The sequence below is a fragment of the Streptomyces sp. NPDC001157 genome (assembly GCF_053598255.1).
In genome coordinates this window covers 88,914-110,300 of the sequence record NZ_JBSFJW010000024.1, presented here as the reverse complement: position 1 = coordinate 110,300, position 21,387 = coordinate 88,914, and the positions used below count along the sequence as shown (strand labels likewise).

Genomic DNA, 21,387 nt, shown 5'->3' with positions numbered 1-21,387 from the left:
CCGCCGGTCATCCCCGAGTTGCACGCAAGCGGCGACGATCGATGCATGACAGGTCAGACTCCGCGAGGTGGAGGCCTCCCGGGGCGCGGCCAACGCTCTTTGAAGAACGAGAGGCCAATCGACAGGCGTGGGCCGACAGGCCAGCAAGCTCAAGTGGTCAGGACGAACGAGGAGGTACGGCAATGCGTTCTTGGTGGATTCTTCAGGCCACAGCCGGCGGTAATCCGCAGGACGACAGTAACTCGGGCAACAAGCATGGCGGGGGTGGTTCCGACGAGGGCGGTAACACCAATGACGGGCAGGGACCGGCGGACGGAAAGTAAGTGACGCAGGAGATGAAGGAGGAGGTCGGCCCTGACAGGCTGGCCTCCCGGCTCATGGAATCGGGATCGCTGACGTCCGACTGGTTGCCGGCGTTCCAGGCTGTGCCCCGGGATCGGTTCGTGCCGGACGTGATCTGGCCCGGCCGTGCGGGCATGAACCGCCAGGACGACCGGGTGATCCGTTCGGAGAGTCCCGACCTGTGGTGGAAGGCCGTCTACACAGACGCGCCGATCACGACGCAGTGGGATGACGGTGCGTATGAGGGGCCGGGCAGGGGGCGTACGCCGTCCTGCTCGAACTCGATGCCCACGATGGTCTTTTCGATGCTGTCCGCGCTGGACCTGGAGCCGGAGCACCGAGTGCTGGAGATCGGCACCGGAACCGGCTGGGACGCCGCCCTGCTGTGTCACCGCGTCGGAGAGCGGAACGTCGTCTCGGTTGAGGTGGACGAAGCCATCGCGCAGGAGGCACGTGGACGGCTTTCTGCGGCAGGCTTCGCGCCGCTGGTCGTCGTCGGCGACGGCACAAGCGGCTACGGCGAGGGTGCCCCGTATGACCGGATCATCGCCACGTGCTCGGTCGGGCAGATCCCGTCTCAGTGGATCGGACAGGCCCATCCCCACGCGGTCATCGTCGCGCCCTGGGGACCGGTGTACGGCGGGGAAGCCGTCGCCCGTCTGACGGTCGACGAAGGCGGCACGGCCCGGGGGCATTTCGTCGGCTCCTCGGCGTTCATGCGCCTGCGCCAGCAGCGCAAGAACCTGCCGCCGACCCGCCGTTTCCTGGATACGACCAAGTGGCCCCTCGGCGCTGTCCGGTCGACCACCGCGCTCTCTCCGGATGACGTGGGTGAGTGGATCTGCATGTTCGCCATCGGTGTGCAGGTGCCGGACCTCTTCTGCCGTGTCGACTGGGGCGAGGACGGCGCCTACCGCCTGTGGCTGTTCGACACCGGCGTAACGAGCTGGGCCTCCGCAGACTTCGTGAAGGGCGCGACAGAGTTCGAGGTCGCACAGGCGGGGCCTCGAAGGCTCTGGCAGGAGCTTGAAGCCGCCCACGGCTGGTGGGATCAGCAGGGGCGGCCGGGCTTCGAACGCTTCGGCCTGACCACACGGGGAGGGCCTTCCCATGAGGTGTGGCTTGATGCTCCGGGCAACCCTGTCCCTGTACGCAAGAACAGATGATCGGTGCCTGCGATGGAGAGAACTTCACCACGTGGGTACGGCTGCACGAAAGAAGCCCGCCCCCTCCCGCACGCGTTGCAGGGAGGGCGGGCCTCGGTCGTGAGATCAGATGTCGAAGCGGTCGGCGGCGACATCACCGACGAAGTTGGCGAACGCGGCCGGGCTGATCAGCAGGGCGGGGCCGTCAGGTGTCTTCGAGTCCCGGATGGCAATGCAGGTGTACGGCGTGTGCCGGGCGTCCTTGACCTCGATGCACTGGCCCTGCTCGCCGCCGCTGTACGACGACTTGAACCAGGGGCGCCCGGGCAGGTCGGTCGCCTTGAGGCTGTTGGTCACTTGTGCAGTCCTTCCAGGTACTCGGTGATGAGATCCCGTGATCTGTCCGCGGGAAGTGCCACATTGGCAACGGCGTTGAAGATCCGTTCCATGAAGTCGATCTGTTCAGGGTCTTCGCTGTGCGTGCCGCCGAGGGGGTTGTCGACGCTGACGATCGGCACCCAAGGGTGCTCGAAGGTCAGGATCGTCGTCGCACCGTTCGATCCATAGGTCGGGTGGGCGGAAAGCGGAAGGATCTGTAGCTCCACATTCGGACGTTCGGAGACGTCCAGGAGCTTGCGCAACTGGTCCCGCATGATGCCCGGTCCGGACTCGAACTTGGCGTGGAACGCCGACTCAGGAACAAGCGCGTGGAAGTCCACGGGGTTCTCGGTACGGGTGAGTACTTCCTGCCGCGCGAGACGGATCGCGATCAGGATCTCCACTTGGTCGGGAGTGATGGCTGCGGGTGACCGGCCGATGATCTCTCGTACATAGCCTGGAGTTTGGAGCGGACCGGGGATAACGATCGGGTGGTGCATGCGCACGGCGCTCGCCCTGGCTTCGAGCTGGACGAAGTCGAGCAGCGATTGTGATGCGCGGCCGTCGTATGCCTTCCACCAGCCATGGTCGCCCCCAACGGGCTCTTCGGCGACCTTGGCCACCTCGTTCACGCCGGCTTCGTCATCCACACCGAGCTTGGCGCACAGGTCGCGTACTTCATCTCCGGAGATGCGGTAGAGGCCTCGCTCGATCCTGCTCAGCTTGGTTGTGTCCCAGCCCATGAGTCTTGCGGCGTCGCCTGACCTCACATCGCCCCGCCAGCGCCGGAGTTGGGCGCCGACCCTCCTCCTCATGATGGTCGGCGTCGCTCGCTTCTGAGTCATAGACGCAGTCTCGCACGTCGTTGACTCCTCTGACGATGAGGATGCTTGTTCGATCTCTTTGGCAATTTCCTCATCAGTCTTGCGAATCAACCGCCAAAAGGAGCAAGGTAATTGCGTACGGAGACGGATCGCTCAACAGCGGTCCGTGACCGAGCTCGTGCGTGCCCGCCGATGGGACCAGAAGGCGGGCATGCCTGATGAGCACCGCACACCCCCCGAGCGGGCCGCGATCGTGCTTGAACCTGCAGCCCGAGTGCACTCTCAGCAGACCGAACGGAGACAGCCCCCATGTCACCGAGCGCGGCACAGACCTCCTATGTGGACGAGGGCAAGCAGTTAGAGGCGTGGATGACCGGCCGTACGGCGCGGCCGGTCGCGAACCGCGGCTCAGGGCCCGAGGCGTCGCGCGCCCCGACGGCACCGCGCACTGCGCGTTCCCCCCACCGCCCACTTGGGAGGCCCTCAATGAGCCCCGCCCCAGCCGCCGTTGCCAGGGCGACTGCCGAACCGCAGGACCCCCGCGTATTCGAGGTCGTCTTCCTCCCTGCTGACCATCGCGTTGGCCAGATGAGACGGATCATGAGGGCGCAGCTGCGCTACTGGGACCTGATGGCGCTGGCCGACGACGCCGCTCTCTCCGTAACGGAGCTGGTCACCAACGCCGTCAGACATGGTGAGGGAAGACCGGTCGGGCTAAGGGTGCGGTGCTTCGCGGATGAGCTTCGCATCGAAGTGACTGACGGCTCCCCGACCCGTGCCCGGATGCGTTCCGCCGACGCGACTGACCAGAACGGCCGCGGTCTGTTCCTCGTCTCGGCCGTCTCGAAGGAGTGGGGCGTCAGCTCCGACGGCACGATGACGTGGTGCTCCCTCGCGATCCCCGGAGGGGGAGCGTGATGGTCACTGTGGGCGCCGCATGAGGCGCGATCCCTCCCCGCACGTCGGGCCTGCCTTGCGAAGTGGCTCCCCACGGCAGCAGGCCCGACCCACCGCCCGGCGCCGGGAACTACCGGCTCTCTACGTCCCCCTCGGGGAGCCGTGGCGCCCCGGCGCCGGGCGCCTTCTCCTCCGCATCGGCTGCGCCCTCGTCGAGGTCCTTCGCTGGCCGAGGATCCGGCGGCAACCTGCGCCCGCCATGCAGCAGCTCGTGGCCGACGAAGAGCAGCGGTTCGCGCTGCTGTGCCAGCAGATCACCCCCACACGCCAAGGAGCATCAAAGTGACCACGATCGACAGCACGGAGCCCCTGCCTCACGCCGGCATCTCTTCTCGGTGTGTGCGTGAACAAGCCCTGATGGCAGGGCGGTTGGCGGATCCGGCGCTGCTCGACCAGGCGGTGGAGATCAAGCTGGGCAAGGACGAGGCCGCCGACACCTGCCTGGCCGTACCACTGGGCGGCCAACGCGTGGCGGGGGAAGTCACCGTGATGGGCTGGAGCCAAGCCCTGTTGGTCCTGCTCGCCCTGGACGGAAAGCCGGGATTCCCCGACCTGCGGGACGGCACCACCTGCACCAACGCGATCGATGAGCCCCGCACCATCCGATGGGGCCTGCACACCGGCTTCCAGGAGCCGCAGCTGCGGGCCAGCATGTGGGGCTACCACGAGGTGGGCGTGAAGGCGTACGTGGCCGAGCAGACACGTCTGGACCCGCGGATCCCCGTCACACCGCTGCCCGAGCTTCCGGCTGCTCCCAGCGCGGCGCGCATCTATGGCACCCTCCTCGGCGGCCGGGACAACTACCTGGCCGACAGGAAGTTCGTCCAGTCACTGACTCCCGATGATGCCGAGGACCTGTCCACGGTCGCCGTCATCAACCGCACCCACCTGCCCGCCGTCGTCGGCCACCTCGCAAGCCGCGGCATCGACCAGTACCTCGACCTGGGGTGCGGCCTCCCGGCATTCGACCGCCTGTCACACAGCAGCAAGCTGTGTCGCACGCTGCACGACCTTGTGGCCGAACGCCAGGACACGGCGCGCGTGGTCTACGCGGACCATGACAAGAGCCTCTTCGGGATGGCCCGCATCGAGCTTGAGGAACATCCGCTGCGGCCGGAATGGGTGCTCGGCGACATCCGGCACATGGAGCAGTTCCTCAGTTCGGGCCGGGTGCAGTACCTGCTCGACTGGAGCCGTCCCATCGGGGTTCTGCTGCACGATGTCCTGCCCTGGATCGACAGCGACAAGACCGTGACGACGGCCCTGACCGTGCTCCGGGAGCAGTTGCCACCGGGCAGTGCCCTGTCCCTCACCCATGCCGCCGACCTCGGCGAGAACCGCATGACGCGGTTCACCGCGACGTTCCGTAAGGCGGGACTGGCCTTCAAGCCGCGTGATGCCGCCGCTGTTCGCGCGTTGTTCGGTGACTGGCCCCTGGAGCCGCCGGGCCTCGTCCCCACACACCGCTGGCACCCCGGTCACCCGCACATCCGTGTCCACCCTCATCAAGCGGGCGCACTCGCCGGGCTCGCCTTCAAACCGGAACCGGCCGCGTAGGGGCCGGTGCTCGCGACGCACCCCGCAGCCTCGGACGACTCATGACTTCCACCGCTCGCGCGCCGCCCGCGGGCCGCACGCAAAGAAGCCCCGACAGCCGTTGCACCGGCCGCCGAGGCAGTACGTCACCGACTACCAGAGCTAAGGGACCCGATAACGCATGCGCGACCTTATCGCCTGCCTGTACGCCTCGTTAACCCTTCCGCCCCGCCGCCCCGTCCGCACCATCCGGGCCGCCCGCACCATCCGCACCCACTACCAGCAGGCCAGGAGCCAGCTCCTTCCGCCCACGCCGGCGCCTCCCGTACAGGTCATCCCTCCCGCGCCCGCCTACGCTCGCCGGCCGCGCCCCCGCGGCGGGCTGCTGCACCTCGCCGAGCAGTCCCTCGCCTTGCGGAACCCCTCGCTCTGCCGCCCCTACTCCCCGGCCTACCAGCGGCCCCGCGTCCCGCAGCGCCACCCCTGCCACCTGGTGTACGAGCGGGCCCGCGCCGCCGCAGGTCGGCAGCGGCTTCAGCGTGAACGCCGCACCGCTGCCGCGCTCGCAACGGTCGGCATCGACTACGGCCCCGCCTTCGCGGCCCTGGCGTAGTCAGCCAGGGACGGACCAGACAGCAGCTCACGGAACGGGAAAGCGCATGGCCAAGAAGGGCAGCAAGACCGTGGACGCCGCCACGGCGCGCCGCGACCGGGACTCACGAGAGGCCGGTGCACACACCCCGCAGGAGAGGCAGGCGATGGTGTCCCAGCCTCTGCACAAGAAGGGTGCGCGCGAGGACCGCTGGTTCGGGCAGGACCCGGACTAGCCACCAGCCCCGCCTCGTGTCCGAGTCCCTACGGGCACGGGGCGGTTCGCACCGCACGATCACCGAGGCCGTGCCTCAGGCACGGGACCGCAGACTGCCCGCCCGTCATCGGCTGCGTGACGGTCGCCGATGACGGGCGGGTGCACCACCCGGCAACTGGAGCTGAAACAGGGCTCGTTGCCCGGCAAGGCGACCGATTGCAACTTCACTGAGGAGGCAACCGTGGTTCCGCACGTCGTCATCTCATGGGTCACCACCGCCCGAGGCGGAGCAGAGAATTCCGTCATCGAACTGGCAGGGAACCTGGCCCGCTTGGGGCCCAGCGTGGACGTGGTGTGGTGGCGCCAGGGCGGCCCGCCCGCCGGTCAGCCCGCCCCCGCCCGCGTGCACGAGGTCACGGACTGGCACGGCTACCAGCAGGCGCTCACCACCCTGTGCGGCCCGGCCGACGACCGCCCGGTGGTGGTGATCTCCAGCCACCGCACGGTGGCCGCCGACGTGGTGCTCGCTCCGCACGCCCGCGTGATCCCCGTGGTCCGGCACGTCGTCAGCGCCGACCAGGTGCTCCGGGTGATCGATCCCCGCGACGGTGCCATGGTCGAGCGCACGATCGTCGACCTTCCGTGGGAGCTGCTGACCCGCGTGCCCGTGTGGGTGGGCATCTCGCACGCGTCGTCGGCCGCACTGCGCACGCACGTTCCCCAGGCCCGGTACGTCAGCACCATCCACAACGGGGTCGCCATCCCGGCGGCGGTTCCCGCCCGTACGAGGCCGCAGACGGGCAGGCTCCTGGTCGCCTCGGTCGCCCGTACGGTGCCGTGGAAGCGCATGGACCATCTGGTGCGTGCGGTCGCCGATCCGCGCTTGTCCACCGCGGTGCGCCTGGATGTCTTCGGCGAAGCGGGCTCCCATCAGGGCGAGTTGGAGGAGTTGGCGCGTGAACTGGCTGCACCGGTCCGCTTCATGGGCTACGCCGACGACCTTCCCGAGCGTCTGGCCGGGTACGACCTGCTGGCCACCGCCGCGGTCCAGGAAGGCTTCGGGCGTGCCGTCATCGACGCCGCCGGCGCCGCGATCCCGTCCCTGGTGCCCAACGCGGGGGCCAGCCCCGAGCTCGTCACCGACGGGCTGACTGGCATGGTCTACGACCCCGATGACCCCTGGGATCTGGTGGCCGCCCTTACTGATGCGCTCCTCGACCGCGAGTCGCTGGCCAGGATGGGCAGCGCGGCCCGCGCCTTGGCCGAGGCCTGGTACACCCCGGGCCGGTGCGCCGCCCAGTACCTGACGCTGGTGCTGGGGCAGCGCCCCGCCTCCCGCGAGCTGGAGGCCGTACGGTGAGCGGCGCCGGTCCGCTCCTGGGTGATGTGCTGGGCCTGTCCGACGACCCGTTCCTGAAGGACCTGGGCGCGGGCGCCCTGGATGAGGAGCCCATCGCCTCCCTCGGCGACATCTCCGGCGCCGTGTACGACCTGGCCTGTGCCGCGCTCGGCGGCCGGCCGCGGATCCACCCTGACGCGTACGTGTCGCCGCTGGCGAACGTGGCCGACGACGTCGTGATCGGCCCGGGCGCGAGGGTGTACGAGTACTCGACTGTACGGGGTCGCACGGTGATCTCCTCCCAGGTGCACATCGGGTACGGGTGTGAGGTCTCCCGCAGCCTGGTCGGCGAGCACAGCATCCTGTCCCACCGGGCCACCGTGGGTTGCTGCGTCATCGGCCGCTACTGCTACTTCTCCGCAGACCTGCTCACCGCGGCCTGCGTCATGAGTAACCCCGACATGCTCCGTCCGGACAAGCCCATCAGCTTCGCCTTACCGGACGGCGGACGCCTCAGCACCGGCGAGCCGAAGTGGTCGGCCCTGATCGGTGACCACGTCCGCGCCGGATCACGGGTCACGGTCGGCCCCGGCGCCATCGTGGGCGCCCGCTCGGTCCTGGACGCGAACAGCGCCGTCGCCACCGTGTGGATCCCCGCCGACAGCCGGGTGACCGGGACGGAGCCCGGATTCCGGATCACCCCTCGCTTGGGAGGCAATGCATGAGGTACGAGACCGAACGCAGGCACCTGGTCAGCATCATCGAGGACCTGCTCACCTGGGAACTGCTCAACCCGGCCGGCGGCGCCGTCTCGGTGCGCCTGCCGGACGGGAACATCCTCCTGTCCTGCACACGGCTGGCCTTCGACCGCTGGAAGGTGAGCCTGCGCGACTTCATCGTCCTCACCCCCGGCGGGGCGATCGTCGAGCAGAGCGGCGGACTCGGCGCCTCGGGCACACCGGTCCACCTGGACCTGTACCGGATGCTGCCCCGCGCCAAGGCCATCGTGCACACCCACGCCCCCTACACGCTGGCCTTCGCCTCCCTCGGGCTGCCTGTTCCGAGCGTGACCAACCGCGCCGACACGTTCGGTGAGATCCCCTGCCTGCACGCCGACGACCGCACCGTAAAGGCGAAATACCTGGCCAGCCCGGTCCCGCTGGATCTGCCGCAGGGCATGGTGCAGCGCCCGGACGTGGCCGCCGTCAACCTCCTGGAGTACCGGCCGCAACTGGAAGACGTCATCGCCCCGCGCGCCGACGAACTCGAACGCCACGGGCTCGCCTTCACCCTCTACCGGCACGGCGCGTTCACCGTCGGCCGTCACCTGGAGGAGACAGCCGACCTGATGCTGCGCCTGGAGGAGAGCGCCCGTACGGCGCTGCTCCAGGCGCAGCTGACCGGCGGAGTCGTCTACCCCAACCGCCTGTACGCGCCCGAGCAGCAAGGCCAGGTGGGTGCAACGGCAACCACACCAGTATCGTCCTAACTCACTGAGCGGGATTTCTGGTCGGAGATTCCGGTAGAAAACCGCTCTAATCGACTGGATCACGGGACGGGATACATCACCGAATGAATAGTGTGACCTCGCAGGGGCATCCCATGGCTGCAGACCGACACAGCTACCGCATCACGGGCGGAGTGCCCCTTCACGGCACGGTGGAGGCGTCCGGCGCGAAGAACGCCGTCACCAAACAACTCGTCGCCACCCTGCTCACCGACGAGCCCTGCGTACTGCACGGCGTGCCCCGCATCCTCGAGGTCGATCTCGTCCTCGGCATGCTCGCCGAGCTGGGCACCGAGGTGACCTGGCTCGGCGAGCACACCGTCCGCGTGCACACCCCCGACGTCACCAACACCTCCCTCTCCTCCATGTACTCCGGCGTCAACCGGATCCCGATCCTGATGATGGGCCCCCTGCTGCACCGGCGCGGTGAGACCGTCGTCCCGCTGCCCGGCGGCTGCACCATCGGCAAACGCCCCATCGACTTCCACCTGAGCGGCCTGCACCAGATGGGCGCCGACATCGTGGACCACCCCCGCTCCGTCAAGGTCTCCACCGACCGCCTCACCGGCGCCCACGTCCACCTGCCGTTCCCCTCGGTGGGGGCCACGGAGAACCTGCTGCTGGCAGCGGTCCTGGCCAAGGGCACGACCGTCATCTCCAACGCGGCCGTCGAACCCGAGATCGTCGACCTGGTCCTGATGCTCCAGAAGATGGGCGCCCTGATCACCATCGACACCGACCGCACGCTCACCATCTCCGGCGTCGAGGCCCTGCGCGGCGTCGAGCACCACACCGTGGCCGACCGCATCGAGATCGCCTCGTTCGCCGCGGCCGCCGTCGCCACCGACGGCCGTATCGAGGTCCGCGGCGCCCGTCAGGACCACCTGATCACCTTCCTCAACGTCCTGCGGCACATCGGCGGCGACTTCAACCAGACCGAACACGGTCTGGAGTTCTTCCGGGCGAGGCCGCTGACCGCCACCGACATCGAGACCGGCGTCCACCCCGGCTTCATGACCGACTGGCAGCAGCCCATCACCGTCCTGCTCACCCAGGCCACCGGCACCTCCGTCGTCCACGAGACCATCTACGAAGACCGCTTCGGCTACGCACAACAGCTCAGTAGCGCCATGGGCGCCGAGATCGAACTGACCACCCGCTGCCTGGGAGCCACCGCCTGCCGCTGGCACAACCGGGACTTCCAGCACACGGCCAAGATCAGCGGCCCCGCCCCGCTGAAGGCCGCCGACCTGACCATCCCCGACCTGCGCGCCGGCTTCGGCTACGTCCTTGCCGCCCTGGTCGCTGACGGCACCAGCACCATCAGCGGCACCCGCTACCTCGAACGCGGCTACGAACAACCCGTCGCGAAACTCGCCGCCGTCGGCGCCCGCATTACCACCCAGCCCGTCTGACCAGCCGCGCCGCCCGCCCGTCCAGCCTCCGGCGGGCGGCGCCCCGGACGAAGGGATTCCGCCCGTGCGAACTGCCTTACCGTTCCTGCCCGTTCAGCGAGTGTGGGAGCCGGTCATCGACCAGCACGAAACCTGGCTCGCCGTCAATCCGGTGCAAGGCTGCCCGAAGGCGTGCGGCTACTGCTACCTGCGCGACCGCGGCCAGACCCTCGTCAAGCCGGCCGAACTGGCCACCCCACGCCGAACCGTCGACCTGCTCCTGGCCAGCCCCTACTACCACCCGCACGCCGTGCTCGCCCTCTACACGTGCACCGACGCCCTCGCCACCCCGCCCAACCGGGCCCACCTGATCGGCCTGCTCGGCGAACTCATCGCCCAAGGCGTAGGCAACCCCGTCTGCCTGATCACCAAGTGCGCCGTCACCGACGACGTCATCACCGCCATTCGCACCGCCCGAGCGGCCGGCATCCCCGTGATCGTCTACCTCAGCTACTCCGGCCTGGGCCCCGACATCGAACGCGGCATCGACCACGCCGCACTCCGCGAGAACTTCCCCCGCCTCCACGAGCACGGCATCCCGGTCATCCACTACTGGCGCCCGCTGATGCCGGCGAACGCCGCTCCCGAGACCATCACTCACGTCCTGGACTGGGCCGCACGCTACAGCGCCTGCTCCGTCGCCGTCGGCCTCAAGGTCAAACCCGGCGCCCGACGACAGATGACCGAACTGTGGCCCGAACTCCGCGACCAGGAAGCGGCCCTGGAAGCGGCCGACGCCGTATGGCCGCGCCGCACATGGGAGCTTCTGGAGTCACTCCCCGCCCGCTACCCCGACCACCCCATCTACCAGACCAACTCCTGCGCCCTCGCCTACGTCCTTGGCCGCCCCGACACCCACCGCATCCACACCACCCCGACCTGCGCCGCCAACCACTGCACCACCAGCCAGCGGGAACGCTGCACGGCCGCGGCCCCGCCGCCCGTGACCACCGACCACATCCGCACGCATCTCACCTGGCTCGGCATGCCCATGGTCCCCTCCATCGACTGGGATGCCAGCCAGCGCGCCGCAACCGTTCAGGGAGCCCTCAGCCTCCGTGACCGCAACAACGTCTCCCAGCGATTCGTCATCACCGTCCAAGCTCCCCGACTGGGAGACGAGCGGTACTGGTCCGGCCGACTCGAAGGAAGCCAACCGCTCATCATCGACTCCTGACTGCGGCGAGGCGCCGGACCGCGCCGCGGAAGACCGCACACAGGCCGACACCTCGGCGAACGACGGGCTCATCGCAATGATCAAGGCCCAACTCGCCGGTGAACTCCTCACGTTGCGGGAACAGCACGGCTGGTCCGTGTACGACGTCGAGGAACGCAGCGGCGTAAGCCGCTCGACAGTGTCACGGATCGAGCGCCAGGCGACCGAGCTGACGATGTCCGTCCTGGTCCGGGTGTGCTGGGCGTACGGCTGCTCAGCCTCCAGCCTCCTCGCCCGAGCCGAACAACACGCCCTCCGCGCTGCCACGGCTTCGGAACCACCGTAACCACCCGACTTTCCTGCCCGGCTCAGCAACCATGCCCGGACATCACCTCCCCCACCGGCCACGCCGCGACGACACTCACGCGCACGCTGGCCGCCTGACCACGCCATAGAAGAACAGGACCCCGCCATGACCGCTCCAGCGCAGCCGAAGCAATGGATAAACCTCGGACTGTTACTCGGAGGACACACTCCAAGCCACGAAACCCCGCCGCCCGTCTCCGAGCCCCGGCAGGTGCCAGCCTCGCCAGCGCCCGCCCCGCCGACCAACGAGGAACGCGAAGCCAAGGAGACGATGCGCGCGGCCGGATACATGCCGAAGGTGGGCTACCCCGGCTCCCGCTCCACCCCGTGGCCGAGCGCGTGCGCCACCTGTGGCGCACCCCGCCGACCATCGCTTCAGGACGTAGAGCGAGGCATAAGGTGCAAGCACGTGCGGCGCAGGTCCGCCGCCTCCGGCCAAATGAGCAACCAGGCAGGCATTCAGGAAGCTGTCCGACAACACTCCTGATGGGAGGCTGACGGCTGCCCGGACCTGGACCAGTTCGAGGTCACCGTTCCCTCTGACGGGCAGACGGTGACCTGGCCCAAGGACTGACGGCAAAAGACGGGGCACACCGTGGGTGGCCAGCCATGGTCACCCCTGGTTGCGGAGCCCCCGGCCACCTCGTTCACGCTCGTCATAGCGGGCCTTGGCCATGCCCTGAATGAACTGGACCAGGAAGCCGACGCACGCTCCGGCCAGTACTGCGGCGACCATGTCGTTGGTGCTGCTGTCCGGTGCGCACAAGATGATCGCGACGGCGAAACCGCACGTGACGATGATCCCCAGCGGCCTGCTGGGTATGCGGTACCACCAAGGTGTTCCTGTCCCCATGAGGGTCCTTCCACACTGACGAACTGGCCTGGGGCAGCGTAGCCACGGCTGCCATGTTCCTCGCCCGGCGCTGTCCGACAGCGGCTTTAGCGTTTGCTGAATGGATCACACGAAGACCGAGGACGCTGTCCGCCGCGTCGCGATCACCACGCGCGGGGGTCGAGCCGACATCGAGATCGACGGCGAGCGGATAGAGCCGAGCGCCGTCCGCGCCTACAGCGTCAGCCACTTCGCCGGTGAGCGGCCGGACATCGTGCTGCACGTAGCGGACCGCGAGGAAGCCCATTGGTCCGGACTCGCCCGGGTCGCGGTGGCCGACCTGCCCGACCCTGGCCCGGCGGCCGCCGTCTTCCTGGACGCCATCGACCCGGAAGCCCTGGAGCGCGCCGCGCTCGCACGTCCCGATCTCGGCACTGAGCCGTATTCGCTGACGAAGGCGATGCTCACCCAACTCGGGGAGTGGGCGCGTGGCCTTTGACGTGGAAGGGGTGCGCCGGGTCGTCAGCCGCGTCCTGGACGACAAGCTGGAGGTGTGGCGCGACAGCGCGGGCCGCACGGACGATGTGCTGGATGAGACCACCGGCCGGCTGGTGCCGCCGCGGCCGGACGAGGAACTGGTCTGGGACGGACTTGGCGCGGTGATGCCGTACAGCCGCCCGGCCCTCACACAGCCGGTCGGCGGATCGGTCGCCGTGCAGCCGCCCACCACCGACTATCAGGCGGTGCTGCCCGTCGATGCCCCTGCGCTGCGGCGCGATGACGTGATCCGGGTTGCCGGATCTGTCCGTCCCAAGGGCCCACGGGATCCGCAGCTGCTCGGGCGCCGGTTCCGTGTCTCGGACGAAGCCGTGGGCACCTACAGCGTGGTGCGCATCGTGCGGGTCCAGGTGATCGACTGATGGCCATCGTGAACCCGCACCCCAACGCCCACCCGGACGCCGCCGCGTTCCGGGATCCGATCGCGCTGGCCGCCGCGCTGGCCCGGATGGGTCCGGCCGCTCGCGCCCGTACGCGCACGATCACCAGGCATCACGCGATGCTGCTGCGGGTGCGAATCCAGCGCAACGCCAGCGGCAGGCCCGGCCCGAACGTCATCACCGGCCAGTACCGGGCCTCGTGGGACGTGAGGATGCGTACTGGCGGTGGCTCGGTGACCGCCGAGGTGTTCTCCGACGCCCCGCAGGCGCGCAGGCTGGAGTACGGCTTCGTCGGCGTCGACAGCTTGGGCCGTCACTACCGGCAGCCGCCGTTCCCGCACGTCGAGTCCGCCTTCCGGCGCACCGAGCCGGAGTTCATCCAGGCCCTCGCGGACGGGGTCCTGCCGTGACTGCTCGTCTGCCGGTTACTCGTGCGTTGGCCGCCTTGGTCGAGCGGGCCACCGGCCGCCCCTGTGGTGTGGGTGAACTGCCGCGAGTGCAACGGGAGTCGGGGGAGTGGGAGCCCGCGTCCGCGCCGTACACGATCCTCGACTCGCTGCCCGGAGAGTTCACCGGGCCGCCGCTGGAGGACTGGCACGCGGACGCAGCCTGGACCTACCAGTTGACGTCGGTCGGGGAACGGGGCGACCAGGTCGAGTGGCTGGCCGACCGCGTACGGGTCGGCCTTGTCGGCCGCAGCGACGGCCGCTGGACCCATGACCTGCCTGTTCCCGAAGTCCGCGTCATCGACCGGGAGTTGACGTATGACGCTGGTGGAGAGCCGTCGGTGTCGGCGGCAGGCGTTATCGTGTCCTACGTGCAGAGGTTCACGATCACCGTGACCCCTGCCTGAAGACACGGTCTTCACCCTCACCGCGGAGGCCCGCGCGGACGCTAGGCCCCAGGCCAGGCGAACCCCCTTTGAACATCAAGGGGCAGGGCCTCGGCACGGGACGCTGCCCCAGAAGTGGGAGCGGACCTGTGTCCCTGACGAAGCCGTCCACGAATAAGCCGGCCACCCAGACCCGATTCCTGCGGCGCGGTATCTCCAAGATCTACTGGCTGAAGAAGGTCAACGACCCGGAGCGGCCGTCCCGCACGGAGCTGTCCGAGCCCAACCGGTTCGACCTGACCAAGGCGGTCAGCGACATCGAGGGCTGGGCGCTGGCAAACGAGCCGATCGAGACCCCGGACATGGGATCGACGTTCAACTCGTCGATCCCGGGCAACGACAAGGCTGACAGCAGCTCGCTGACCTTCTACGAGGACCGGTTCTCCGACGCCGTCGAGCAGCAGCTGCCCAAGGGCGCCAAGGGCTACGTCGTCTTCCTGCGCAAGGGCGACATCCCCGGCTCCCGCTCGGTCGACGTGTTTCCCGCGCAGGTCGCGACCCGTGCTGCGACGTACTCGACCGGGAACGAGGCGGCCAAGTTCAAGGTCGACTTCACCATCATCGACGAGCCGTCGCTCGATGCCCCGGTGCCGGAGGCGATCGCCCCGGTCCCGCTGCCCACCCCAGTCGAGGACTGCGACGACGACGAGCACGGCCACAGCGGCCACGACCACGGCCATGAGCACCAGCACGGTGGTGCGCAGGCCGACGTGACCGTGCTGCGGAGCATCGTGACCGCCGAAAGCGTCCACGAGCAGGTCGAGGACTGAGCATGTCGCGCCCTGCACCGGCCAAGCGCCCGTCCCCTCCCCGCGCGAGCGCGGCGGAGGGGGCGTGGGCGGCCAAGATGGAACGCCTTCGCCGCCGCGCACTGCCGCAGAACAAGCTCCGCATCTGCGACGACGACCAGCTGAAGCAGCGGTTCGAGGACGCCGAACAGGCCGCCCGGCGGGCCCGCTTCCTCGCCGAGGCGAACCCCGACGACGAACGGGCCACCCGTAGTGCCGATGAAGCCGCAGCCGCGCTCGAGACAGTACGGGCCGAGCTGGACGACGTCTCCGACTTCCTGACCTTCCTCGCGCTGCCGCGCCCGGTCCTGGAGGACCTGATCGCCGAGCACCCGCCGACCGAGCAACAGGCCGACGAGGGTTCGCTGTTCAACCCCGAGACCTTCCCGCCGGCGCTGATCGCGGCGGCGTCCTTCGACGGCATGAGCCAGGACGAGGCGGCCGAGCTGCTGGCCACGTGGTCGGCGCCGGATGCCGGGCTGCTGTGGGAGGCGGCCTGGTCGGTGCAGCAGGAAAGCCGGGTGGAGCTGGGAAAAGGCTGAGCTGTGATGCGCAGCTGCGGGCCGAGCTGGAGCTGTGCGAGCGATACCGGATCCCGCACTCACAGTTCCTGGGCGGCGATGGCCGGTGGACCCGGCTGGACCGGGCCAAGGCGCTGGCGTGGGCGCAGTGGCAGCGGTCGGTGTGTCCCGAGTGCCACACGCGGCTGGAGGAGTGGGACGACCAGCGCGGTGGTGACCCGCATGCCTACGTCACCGACACGTTGCGCTGCCCCGGCTGTGAGCTGATCGAGCAGGAACGCGACCACGTCCCCGCCGACCGCTCCGGTTACGGCGTGAAGATCCAGCTCCTGCCGCGCGCCGAGTACGAGCAGCGCCCCTGAACAAGTCCCGCACGATGTAAGGAGGGCCGCCCGCGGTGGCCGGGTTCACCCTGACGGTGGCGATGCGCGCCGAGGTCCGCGACCTGATCGCGGGAACGCGTGCTGCCTCCGGCCAGATGCGGACCTTCGCCGACCGTACCGAGGCCGCGAACCGGTCCCTGGCCCGCCTCGACGTCAACGGTGCACGGCTGGCGGGCCAGTTCGCCGCGCTCAACCGCTCCGCCCGCTCCGCGACCGGAGAGCTGAACCGGATCTCTGCCCGTGCCGCGGCCGCGCGGGCGAGCCTGCGTGCTGCCGGGGACGACGGCAGCCGGTCGATGTCGCGCCTTGAGCGTGCGGTGGCCGGCGCCAGCAGGCGCGGCATCTCGGCCACCAGCCTGCTGGCGGGCGGGGGGCTGCTGCTCGGCGCGGGCGAGATCGTCGAGGAGGGCAACCGCTACCAGCGGCAGATGAACCTCTTCCGCGCGGTCACCTCCGCCACCGCCGGACAGATGAAGCGGGCCGCGGTCGTCGCGCAGGAACTCGGCGCCGACCTGAGCCTGCCGGGTGCGACGTCGGCCGATGCCGCCGAGGGCATGGTGGAGCTGAGCAAGGCGGGCTTTCGCGCCGATCAGTCCATCGACGCCGTCCGCGCCTCCCTCCAGCTCGCCTCCGCCGCCGACGTCAACGCCGCCACCTCGGCCAAGTACTTGGGCGACATCATGGATCAGTACGGTCTCAGTGCTGATCAGGCGTCCAAGGCGTCGGACACGCTGGCGGCCACGGCGAACTCGGCGTCCGGCTCGATCACGGACATCTACTACTCGATGCGCTACGCCGGGCCGGTCGCCAACGCCCTCGGCGTCTCGCTGCAGGACACCGCGGCCGCGGTCGGCATGCTCGGCAAGAGCGGCATCCTCGGCCAGACCGCGGGCACGTCGCTGCGGGGGATCTTCGCCAACCTCGCATCCCCCACCCCGCAGATGCGCAGCGCCCTGAAGGACCTGGGGATCGACGCCTTCGACGCCCAGGGCAAGTTCCGCGGGCTGCGGGTCGTGATCGACGGCCTGTCCAAGGCCGAACACGCCATGTCCCAGCAGGACTTCGCCGCCGGTGTCACCCGGGCGTTCGGCAAGCCCGCCCTCAGTGGGGCGGTGGCGCTCGCGCACCAGGGCACCGCGTCCTTCGACGACCTGTCGATGGCCGTACGGCAGACCGGCGCCGCCGCGGCCATCACGGCCTCGCGCGGGCAGGGCCTGTCTGGTGCGATGGTGCAGCTGCGTACCCAGGCGCGGCAGACCGGGATCGCCCTGTACCAGGGCATGGCCCCGGGGCTGGAGTGGGTGACCCGGCTGCTGACGCGCGGGATGGCCGGGGCGACGCCCTACCTGACGACGGCGCTGGAGTACGGCCGCCATCTCGCCGTCCTGTATGGGCCGGAGCTGAAAGCGAAGGCCTCCTCCGGGCTCGGCGGCCTGGTCGACGAGGCGAAACGTTTCGTCGGCCCGCTGAAGGAACTGGGCGAGGACACGCTCGCCACGGGCCTGAACCTGCTGATCAACGCGGCCGAGACGCTCGGCCAGGTGCTGCGCCATGCCGCCGACGGGACGCAACCCATCGTGGCCGCATTCGCCAGCCTCGGTGAGGACGGCGGCGCGGCGGCCGGAACGCTCGACATCGTCGCCACCGTGGCCAACCTGGCCATGGACGCGGTTTCCGGGCTGTCCCTGGTCCTGGTGCCGATCGGGCACCTCGTGGGCGGTCTGGTCAGCGCGTTCGGCGCGCTGCCCGCCCCGATCCAGTCCGCCGCCCTGGCGATGCTCCTGTTCCGCCGTGCGCAACCGGCACTGACGAGCATCGCGAACACTGTGAGCGGCCCGTTCCGCTCGGGCTTCGCCGCGGCCAATGAGCAGATGCGCCTGCAGCAGAGCCTGGCCTCAGCGTCCGGTGTCACCTTGTCCCGGTACGGGGCCGCGTGGGCTGCCCTCCAGGCCCGTGTCGGGTTCCTCGGCACGATGACGGCGGCCTTCCGCACCGCGAACGGCGCCGGGACCACGTTCTCCGGCACTCTCAACGGCCTTTCCCGCGCGGCTGGTTCGGGTCTGCGCTCTGCCCTCGGCGGCATCACCAACGCACTCGGCGGCCCGTTCGGTATCGCGATGGCCGGGGTGTCCGTTGGCCTGGGGCTGCTGGCCGCCCGCCAGCAGCGCGCGGCCCAGGCCGCGGCCGAACACCAGCAGCGGATCTCCTCGCTCACCTCCGCTTTGCGCGAGTCCGGCGGGCAGATCGACAGCAACGTGCGCCAGCAGGCCGCCCAGGTCCTGCTGGACACCAAGACCAGCCAGGGCCAGCTCACCAAGGTCCTCGACCAGGCCGGCGTGCCGCTCGCCACGCTGACGGACGCCTACCTCGGCCAGGGCACCTCGCTGGAGTCGCTGCAGAAGCAGTTGCTGGCCACCGCGAACGCCCACCGCGCCTACAAGGACGTGGCCGCGGGCAAGGCGTCCGTCCTCGACTACACCGACGTCGGCCAGCAGTACAAGGACGCCGCCGACGCGCTCGGCAGCGTCAAGGGCGAGATGGCCGAGTCGATCAAGAACGCGAAGGAGCTCGCGCAGGCCACGAAGGGCACCGGGGACGGCACCTCCGCCTACGATCGGCTGAAGGCCGCGGTCGGCGGGCTGGCCGACGAGACCGCCGACGCCGACACCCGCACCCGCTCCCTCAAGAGCGCCCTCGACCTGCTCTCCGGTGGCCAGATCTCCCTGCAGGCAGCCGAGGCCAAGGTGAACAGCGCCGTCCTAGACCTGCAGGACGGCAGCAAGAGCGTTAGCCGCCAGCAGGGCTACGGCAGTCGGCAGCTGGTCAACGAGGACAAGACCCTCAACACCACCACCAGGAACGGCCAGCAGCTCTACACCCAGCTCACCGCGCTGTCGGATGCGGCGGCCGACGCCTCCGTGGCGACGTACGACCTGGCCCAGCGCAACGGCGAGACCCTGCCGGCGGCGCTGGCCAAGGCCCGGGAGCAGATGAGCCGCGCCCGCACCGAGGCGATCAAGGCCGCCCAGGGGTACGGACTGACTCGCGCCCAGGCGCAGGGGGTTGCTGACAGCCTCGGTCTGTTGCCGTCGAAGGTGTCGCTGCTGCTGCAGACCAAGGGCATGGACAGCACGCTCGCGAACCTGATCGCGGTCCAGGCGGAGTTCCACCGGCTGCCGAACGCCAAGACGATCAAGGTGGACTCGCTGAGCGACGGGGCGCAGGCCAAGCTGCGCGAGCTCGGCTTCACGGTGAAGACGGTGCCGGGCACCCGCCAGATCAGGATCACAGCTCCGACCGCTGCGGCCCGTAGGGATCTCGACGGGCTGATCGACAAGCTCGGCCGGACTCCGAGCAGCAAGAACGTCCGTGTCTCCGCGCCGAGTGCCGCGGCTATCAAGAGCCTGGAGGCCGTGGAGGCCAAGATCCGGTCCACGCCCGGCGCGAAGTCCATCGTCGTGCGCGCGCCGACCGCGCAGGCCCGCAAGGAGCTTGCGGCGCTCGGCTTCCGGATCGAGAAGGTGCCGGGGTCGAAGAACGTCCGGGTGGTCGTCCCGACCAGCGGCCCGCGCAGGGCGGCGGACGCCATCCAGCGGCGCATCGACGCGCTGCGCGGCAAGCAGCTGACGGTCACCACGCGCCACGTTTCCATCTTCGACACCTTCCAGGAGCAGAACTCCAACACCGCCGATGCCCTGCGCCGGCAGGCCGAGAACCTGCGCCGCCGAGCCAACGCCCATGCGGACGGCGCGGTCGTCGACTACTTCGCCGACGGAGGCGTCACCGGCCCACGCCGGGAGCAGCAGGTCGCGCAGATCGCCCCGGCCGGGAGCTGGCGCATCTGGGCGGAGCCCTCCACCGGCGGCGAGGCCTACGTGCCGCTCGCCGCCTCCAAGCGCGAGCGCAGCAAGGCCATCGTCGAGGAGGTCGTCGGCCGCTTCGGCGGGCAGGTCGAGTGGTTCGCAGGCGGCGGCGTACGCGGCAGCCGCGACTACAGCCCGGTGCTCGCCAGCTCCTTCAAGCAGGCCCGGACCGCGGACGTGATGGCGGGCGTGGTGCGGGCCTTCGACCTCCGCACTGGCGACAACCCGGCCCGTACCCGCGTGGTTGACGCCCGCGCCGGCGGGCGCGTCCAGGTCGTCGTCGTGCGCGAGCAGCAGCCGCTGATCGGCTCGATGCCGGTCACCGTCACCGACAGCTCCGCCACACCCGAGCAGATCGGCACCGAAATGATGCGCAACCTGCGCAACGCCCAGAGGGGCGGGAGGATTTGATGCCCACACCCACCACGCAGTCCCCGCCCATCGAGCTGGCTCCGTGGCAGTTCGAGATCGGCGGTGTCGTCCTCGGCCGCGGGACCCGTGTCCCGGTCGGGAACATCGAAGGACTCGGCTCGCCCGCCACCCGTTCACAGGACGTGGACAACCCGACCGGTGACGGCACCTCGCCGGGCCAGGACTTCTACGGGCCGCGCACCCTGCGCTTCGAGGCCGGCATCAAGACCCCCGGGGACCCCGTCGCGGCGGCCGACCTCCTTGCCCGCCTGGAGCTCGCCGTCGACGACCCCACCGCCCGCACCAGGCCGGAGGGGCGGGCGGTGCTGCGGGGCCGCTGGCCGGGCCACGGCACCCGCCGCCTGTACGGGCGGCTGCGCCGCATGGAGGCCACCAGCACCGCGACCGCGATCAACGGGTGGATCCCTCTGGACATCGAGTTCGCCGGCCTCGACCCCCGCTGGTACGACGACGAACTGTCCCAGCTCACCCTGGGCCTGGACCAGACCGCCCGGCACAAGGACGCCGACCGCACCGCCAACCAGGTCCTGTGCGCGCCGCCGGGCTGCGAGCGCGCAGACCCGGGCGACCGGCCCGGCTGGATCACCAACCACGGCAACGTGGCGACCTGGCCCAGCCTCCGTATCCACGGCCCGGTCGCCAACCCGCGGATCTGGAACACCGTCACCGGCCGCGTCCTCGAACTCGGCCTGTCGCTGCGGGCCGGGGAGTGGGTCGAGATGGAGACCCGGCCCAACACCTGCTGGGCCCTGCGCAACGGCACGGTCAACGTCGCAAACGACCTCACCCCGCCCTCCCGCCTCGACCTCTTCGCCCTCCCGCGGGGCCGCTCCGAGATCGGCTGGAGCGGCGACGACCCCACCGGCACCGCCCGCCTCGACGTGTCGTGGCGGTCCGCGTACACCGCCCTGTGAACGGAGCACCAA

Annotated in this window: 23 protein-coding genes; 20 read left to right on the top strand and 3 right to left on the bottom strand. The window is 69.8% G+C overall.

Annotated elements, in window-relative coordinates:
- The first annotated feature begins 323 nt into the window (after positions 1-323).
- Positions 324-1,508 (top strand): methyltransferase domain-containing protein, encoded by a 1,185-nt coding sequence (locus ACWDAG_RS32670; RefSeq protein WP_450699151.1) that lies wholly within the window; start codon positions 324-326, stop codon positions 1,506-1,508.
- 105 nt (positions 1,509-1,613) lie between these two features.
- Here ACWDAG_RS32670 and ACWDAG_RS32665 read toward each other — a convergent pair whose 3' ends face one another.
- Both ACWDAG_RS32665 and ACWDAG_RS32660 read right to left on the bottom strand, forming a co-directional pair.
- Positions 1,614-1,844 carry a DUF397 domain-containing protein gene (locus tag ACWDAG_RS32665; RefSeq protein ID WP_450699150.1) on the bottom strand — a complete coding sequence of 77 codons (231 nt, stop codon included), beginning with the start codon at positions 1,842-1,844 and terminating at the stop codon, positions 1,614-1,616.
- Complete coding sequence (locus tag ACWDAG_RS32660) at positions 1,841-2,710, bottom strand: helix-turn-helix domain-containing protein (RefSeq protein ID WP_450699149.1); 870 nt, start codon at positions 2,708-2,710, stop codon at positions 1,841-1,843. The genes ACWDAG_RS32665 and ACWDAG_RS32660 overlap by 4 nt, the downstream gene beginning before the upstream one ends.
- Before the next feature lie 288 nt (positions 2,711-2,998).
- Here ACWDAG_RS32660 and ACWDAG_RS32655 point away from each other — a divergent pair, with 288 nt between their 5' ends.
- The 10 genes from ACWDAG_RS32655 to ACWDAG_RS32610 all read left to right on the top strand — a co-directional run bounded on the left by ACWDAG_RS32655 (position 2,999) and on the right by ACWDAG_RS32610 (position 11,792).
- Positions 2,999-3,607 carry an ATP-binding protein gene (locus ACWDAG_RS32655; RefSeq protein ID WP_450699148.1) on the top strand — a complete coding sequence of 203 codons (609 nt, stop codon included), beginning with the start codon at positions 2,999-3,001 and terminating at the stop codon, positions 3,605-3,607.
- A 321-nt stretch (positions 3,608-3,928) separates the two neighbouring features.
- Positions 3,929-5,203, top strand: coding sequence for a DUF6302 family protein (locus tag ACWDAG_RS32650; protein WP_450699147.1), 1,275 nt, complete (start codon positions 3,929-3,931; stop codon positions 5,201-5,203).
- 160 nt (positions 5,204-5,363) lie between these two features.
- A complete protein-coding gene (locus ACWDAG_RS32645; RefSeq protein WP_450699146.1) occupies positions 5,364-5,795 on the top strand; it encodes a hypothetical protein in 432 nt (143 codons plus the stop codon).
- A 46-nt stretch (positions 5,796-5,841) separates the two neighbouring features.
- The gene (locus ACWDAG_RS32640) at positions 5,842-6,009 is read left to right on the top strand and encodes a hypothetical protein (protein ID WP_450699145.1); all 168 of its coding nucleotides are present in this window, start codon (positions 5,842-5,844) and stop codon (positions 6,007-6,009) included.
- 222 nt (positions 6,010-6,231) lie between these two features.
- A complete protein-coding gene (locus tag ACWDAG_RS32635) occupies positions 6,232-7,350 on the top strand; it encodes a glycosyltransferase family 4 protein (protein ID WP_450699144.1) in 1,119 nt (372 codons plus the stop codon).
- Complete coding sequence (locus tag ACWDAG_RS32630) at positions 7,347-8,054, top strand: hypothetical protein (RefSeq protein ID WP_450699143.1); 708 nt, start codon at positions 7,347-7,349, stop codon at positions 8,052-8,054. The genes ACWDAG_RS32635 and ACWDAG_RS32630 overlap by 4 nt, the downstream gene beginning before the upstream one ends.
- Complete coding sequence (locus tag ACWDAG_RS32625) at positions 8,051-8,818, top strand: class II aldolase/adducin family protein (protein WP_450699142.1); 768 nt, start codon at positions 8,051-8,053, stop codon at positions 8,816-8,818. The genes ACWDAG_RS32630 and ACWDAG_RS32625 overlap by 4 nt, the downstream gene beginning before the upstream one ends.
- 113 nt (positions 8,819-8,931) lie before the next feature.
- A complete protein-coding gene (murA, locus tag ACWDAG_RS32620; protein WP_450699141.1) occupies positions 8,932-10,251 on the top strand; it encodes a UDP-N-acetylglucosamine 1-carboxyvinyltransferase in 1,320 nt (439 codons plus the stop codon).
- 64 nt (positions 10,252-10,315) lie between these two features.
- A complete protein-coding gene (locus ACWDAG_RS32615; protein WP_450699140.1) occupies positions 10,316-11,467 on the top strand; it encodes a hypothetical protein in 1,152 nt (383 codons plus the stop codon).
- A gap of 76 nt (positions 11,468-11,543) precedes the next feature.
- Positions 11,544-11,792: a helix-turn-helix domain-containing protein gene (locus ACWDAG_RS32610; RefSeq protein ID WP_450699139.1), complete on the top strand. Its 249-nt coding sequence runs from the start codon at positions 11,544-11,546 to the stop codon at positions 11,790-11,792.
- A gap of 633 nt (positions 11,793-12,425) precedes the next feature.
- Here the strand turns inward: ACWDAG_RS32610 and ACWDAG_RS32605 are convergent.
- Complete coding sequence (locus ACWDAG_RS32605) at positions 12,426-12,665, bottom strand: hypothetical protein (RefSeq protein WP_450699138.1); 240 nt, start codon at positions 12,663-12,665, stop codon at positions 12,426-12,428.
- A gap of 100 nt (positions 12,666-12,765) precedes the next feature.
- Between ACWDAG_RS32605 and ACWDAG_RS32600 the strand changes: the two genes are divergently transcribed.
- From ACWDAG_RS32600 to ACWDAG_RS32560, 9 genes are all read left to right on the top strand, one after another.
- Positions 12,766-13,143, top strand: coding sequence for a hypothetical protein (locus ACWDAG_RS32600; RefSeq protein ID WP_450699137.1), 378 nt, complete (start codon positions 12,766-12,768; stop codon positions 13,141-13,143).
- Positions 13,133-13,564 carry a DUF6093 family protein gene (locus tag ACWDAG_RS32595; protein WP_450699136.1) on the top strand — a complete coding sequence of 144 codons (432 nt, stop codon included), beginning with the start codon at positions 13,133-13,135 and terminating at the stop codon, positions 13,562-13,564. The genes ACWDAG_RS32600 and ACWDAG_RS32595 overlap by 11 nt, the downstream gene beginning before the upstream one ends.
- The gene (locus tag ACWDAG_RS32590; protein ID WP_450699135.1) at positions 13,564-13,992 is read left to right on the top strand and encodes an HK97 gp10 family phage protein; all 429 of its coding nucleotides are present in this window, start codon (positions 13,564-13,566) and stop codon (positions 13,990-13,992) included. The genes ACWDAG_RS32595 and ACWDAG_RS32590 overlap by 1 nt, the downstream gene beginning before the upstream one ends.
- On the top strand, positions 13,989-14,435 hold the full coding sequence (locus tag ACWDAG_RS32585; RefSeq protein WP_450699134.1) for a hypothetical protein: 447 nt from the start codon (positions 13,989-13,991) through the stop codon (positions 14,433-14,435). Before ACWDAG_RS32590 ends, ACWDAG_RS32585 begins: the two co-directional genes overlap by 4 nt.
- A 128-nt stretch (positions 14,436-14,563) precedes the next feature.
- Positions 14,564-15,244 carry a phage tail tube protein gene (locus ACWDAG_RS32580; protein ID WP_450699133.1) on the top strand — a complete coding sequence of 227 codons (681 nt, stop codon included), beginning with the start codon at positions 14,564-14,566 and terminating at the stop codon, positions 15,242-15,244.
- Positions 15,245-15,246: 2 nt separating this feature from the next.
- Complete coding sequence (locus tag ACWDAG_RS32575) at positions 15,247-15,804, top strand: hypothetical protein (RefSeq protein ID WP_450699132.1); 558 nt, start codon at positions 15,247-15,249, stop codon at positions 15,802-15,804.
- Positions 15,805-15,944: 140 nt separating this feature from the next.
- Positions 15,945-16,145 (top strand): hypothetical protein, encoded by a 201-nt coding sequence (locus ACWDAG_RS32570; protein WP_450699131.1) that lies wholly within the window; start codon positions 15,945-15,947, stop codon positions 16,143-16,145.
- Positions 16,146-16,180: 35 nt separating this feature from the next.
- A complete protein-coding gene (locus tag ACWDAG_RS32565; RefSeq protein ID WP_450699130.1) occupies positions 16,181-20,440 on the top strand; it encodes a phage tail tape measure protein in 4,260 nt (1,419 codons plus the stop codon).
- Entirely contained in the window at positions 20,440-21,375 is a 936-nt protein-coding gene (locus ACWDAG_RS32560; protein WP_450699129.1) for a hypothetical protein, read from the top strand. The genes ACWDAG_RS32565 and ACWDAG_RS32560 overlap by 1 nt, the downstream gene beginning before the upstream one ends.
- Positions 21,376-21,387 lie beyond the last annotated feature (12 nt).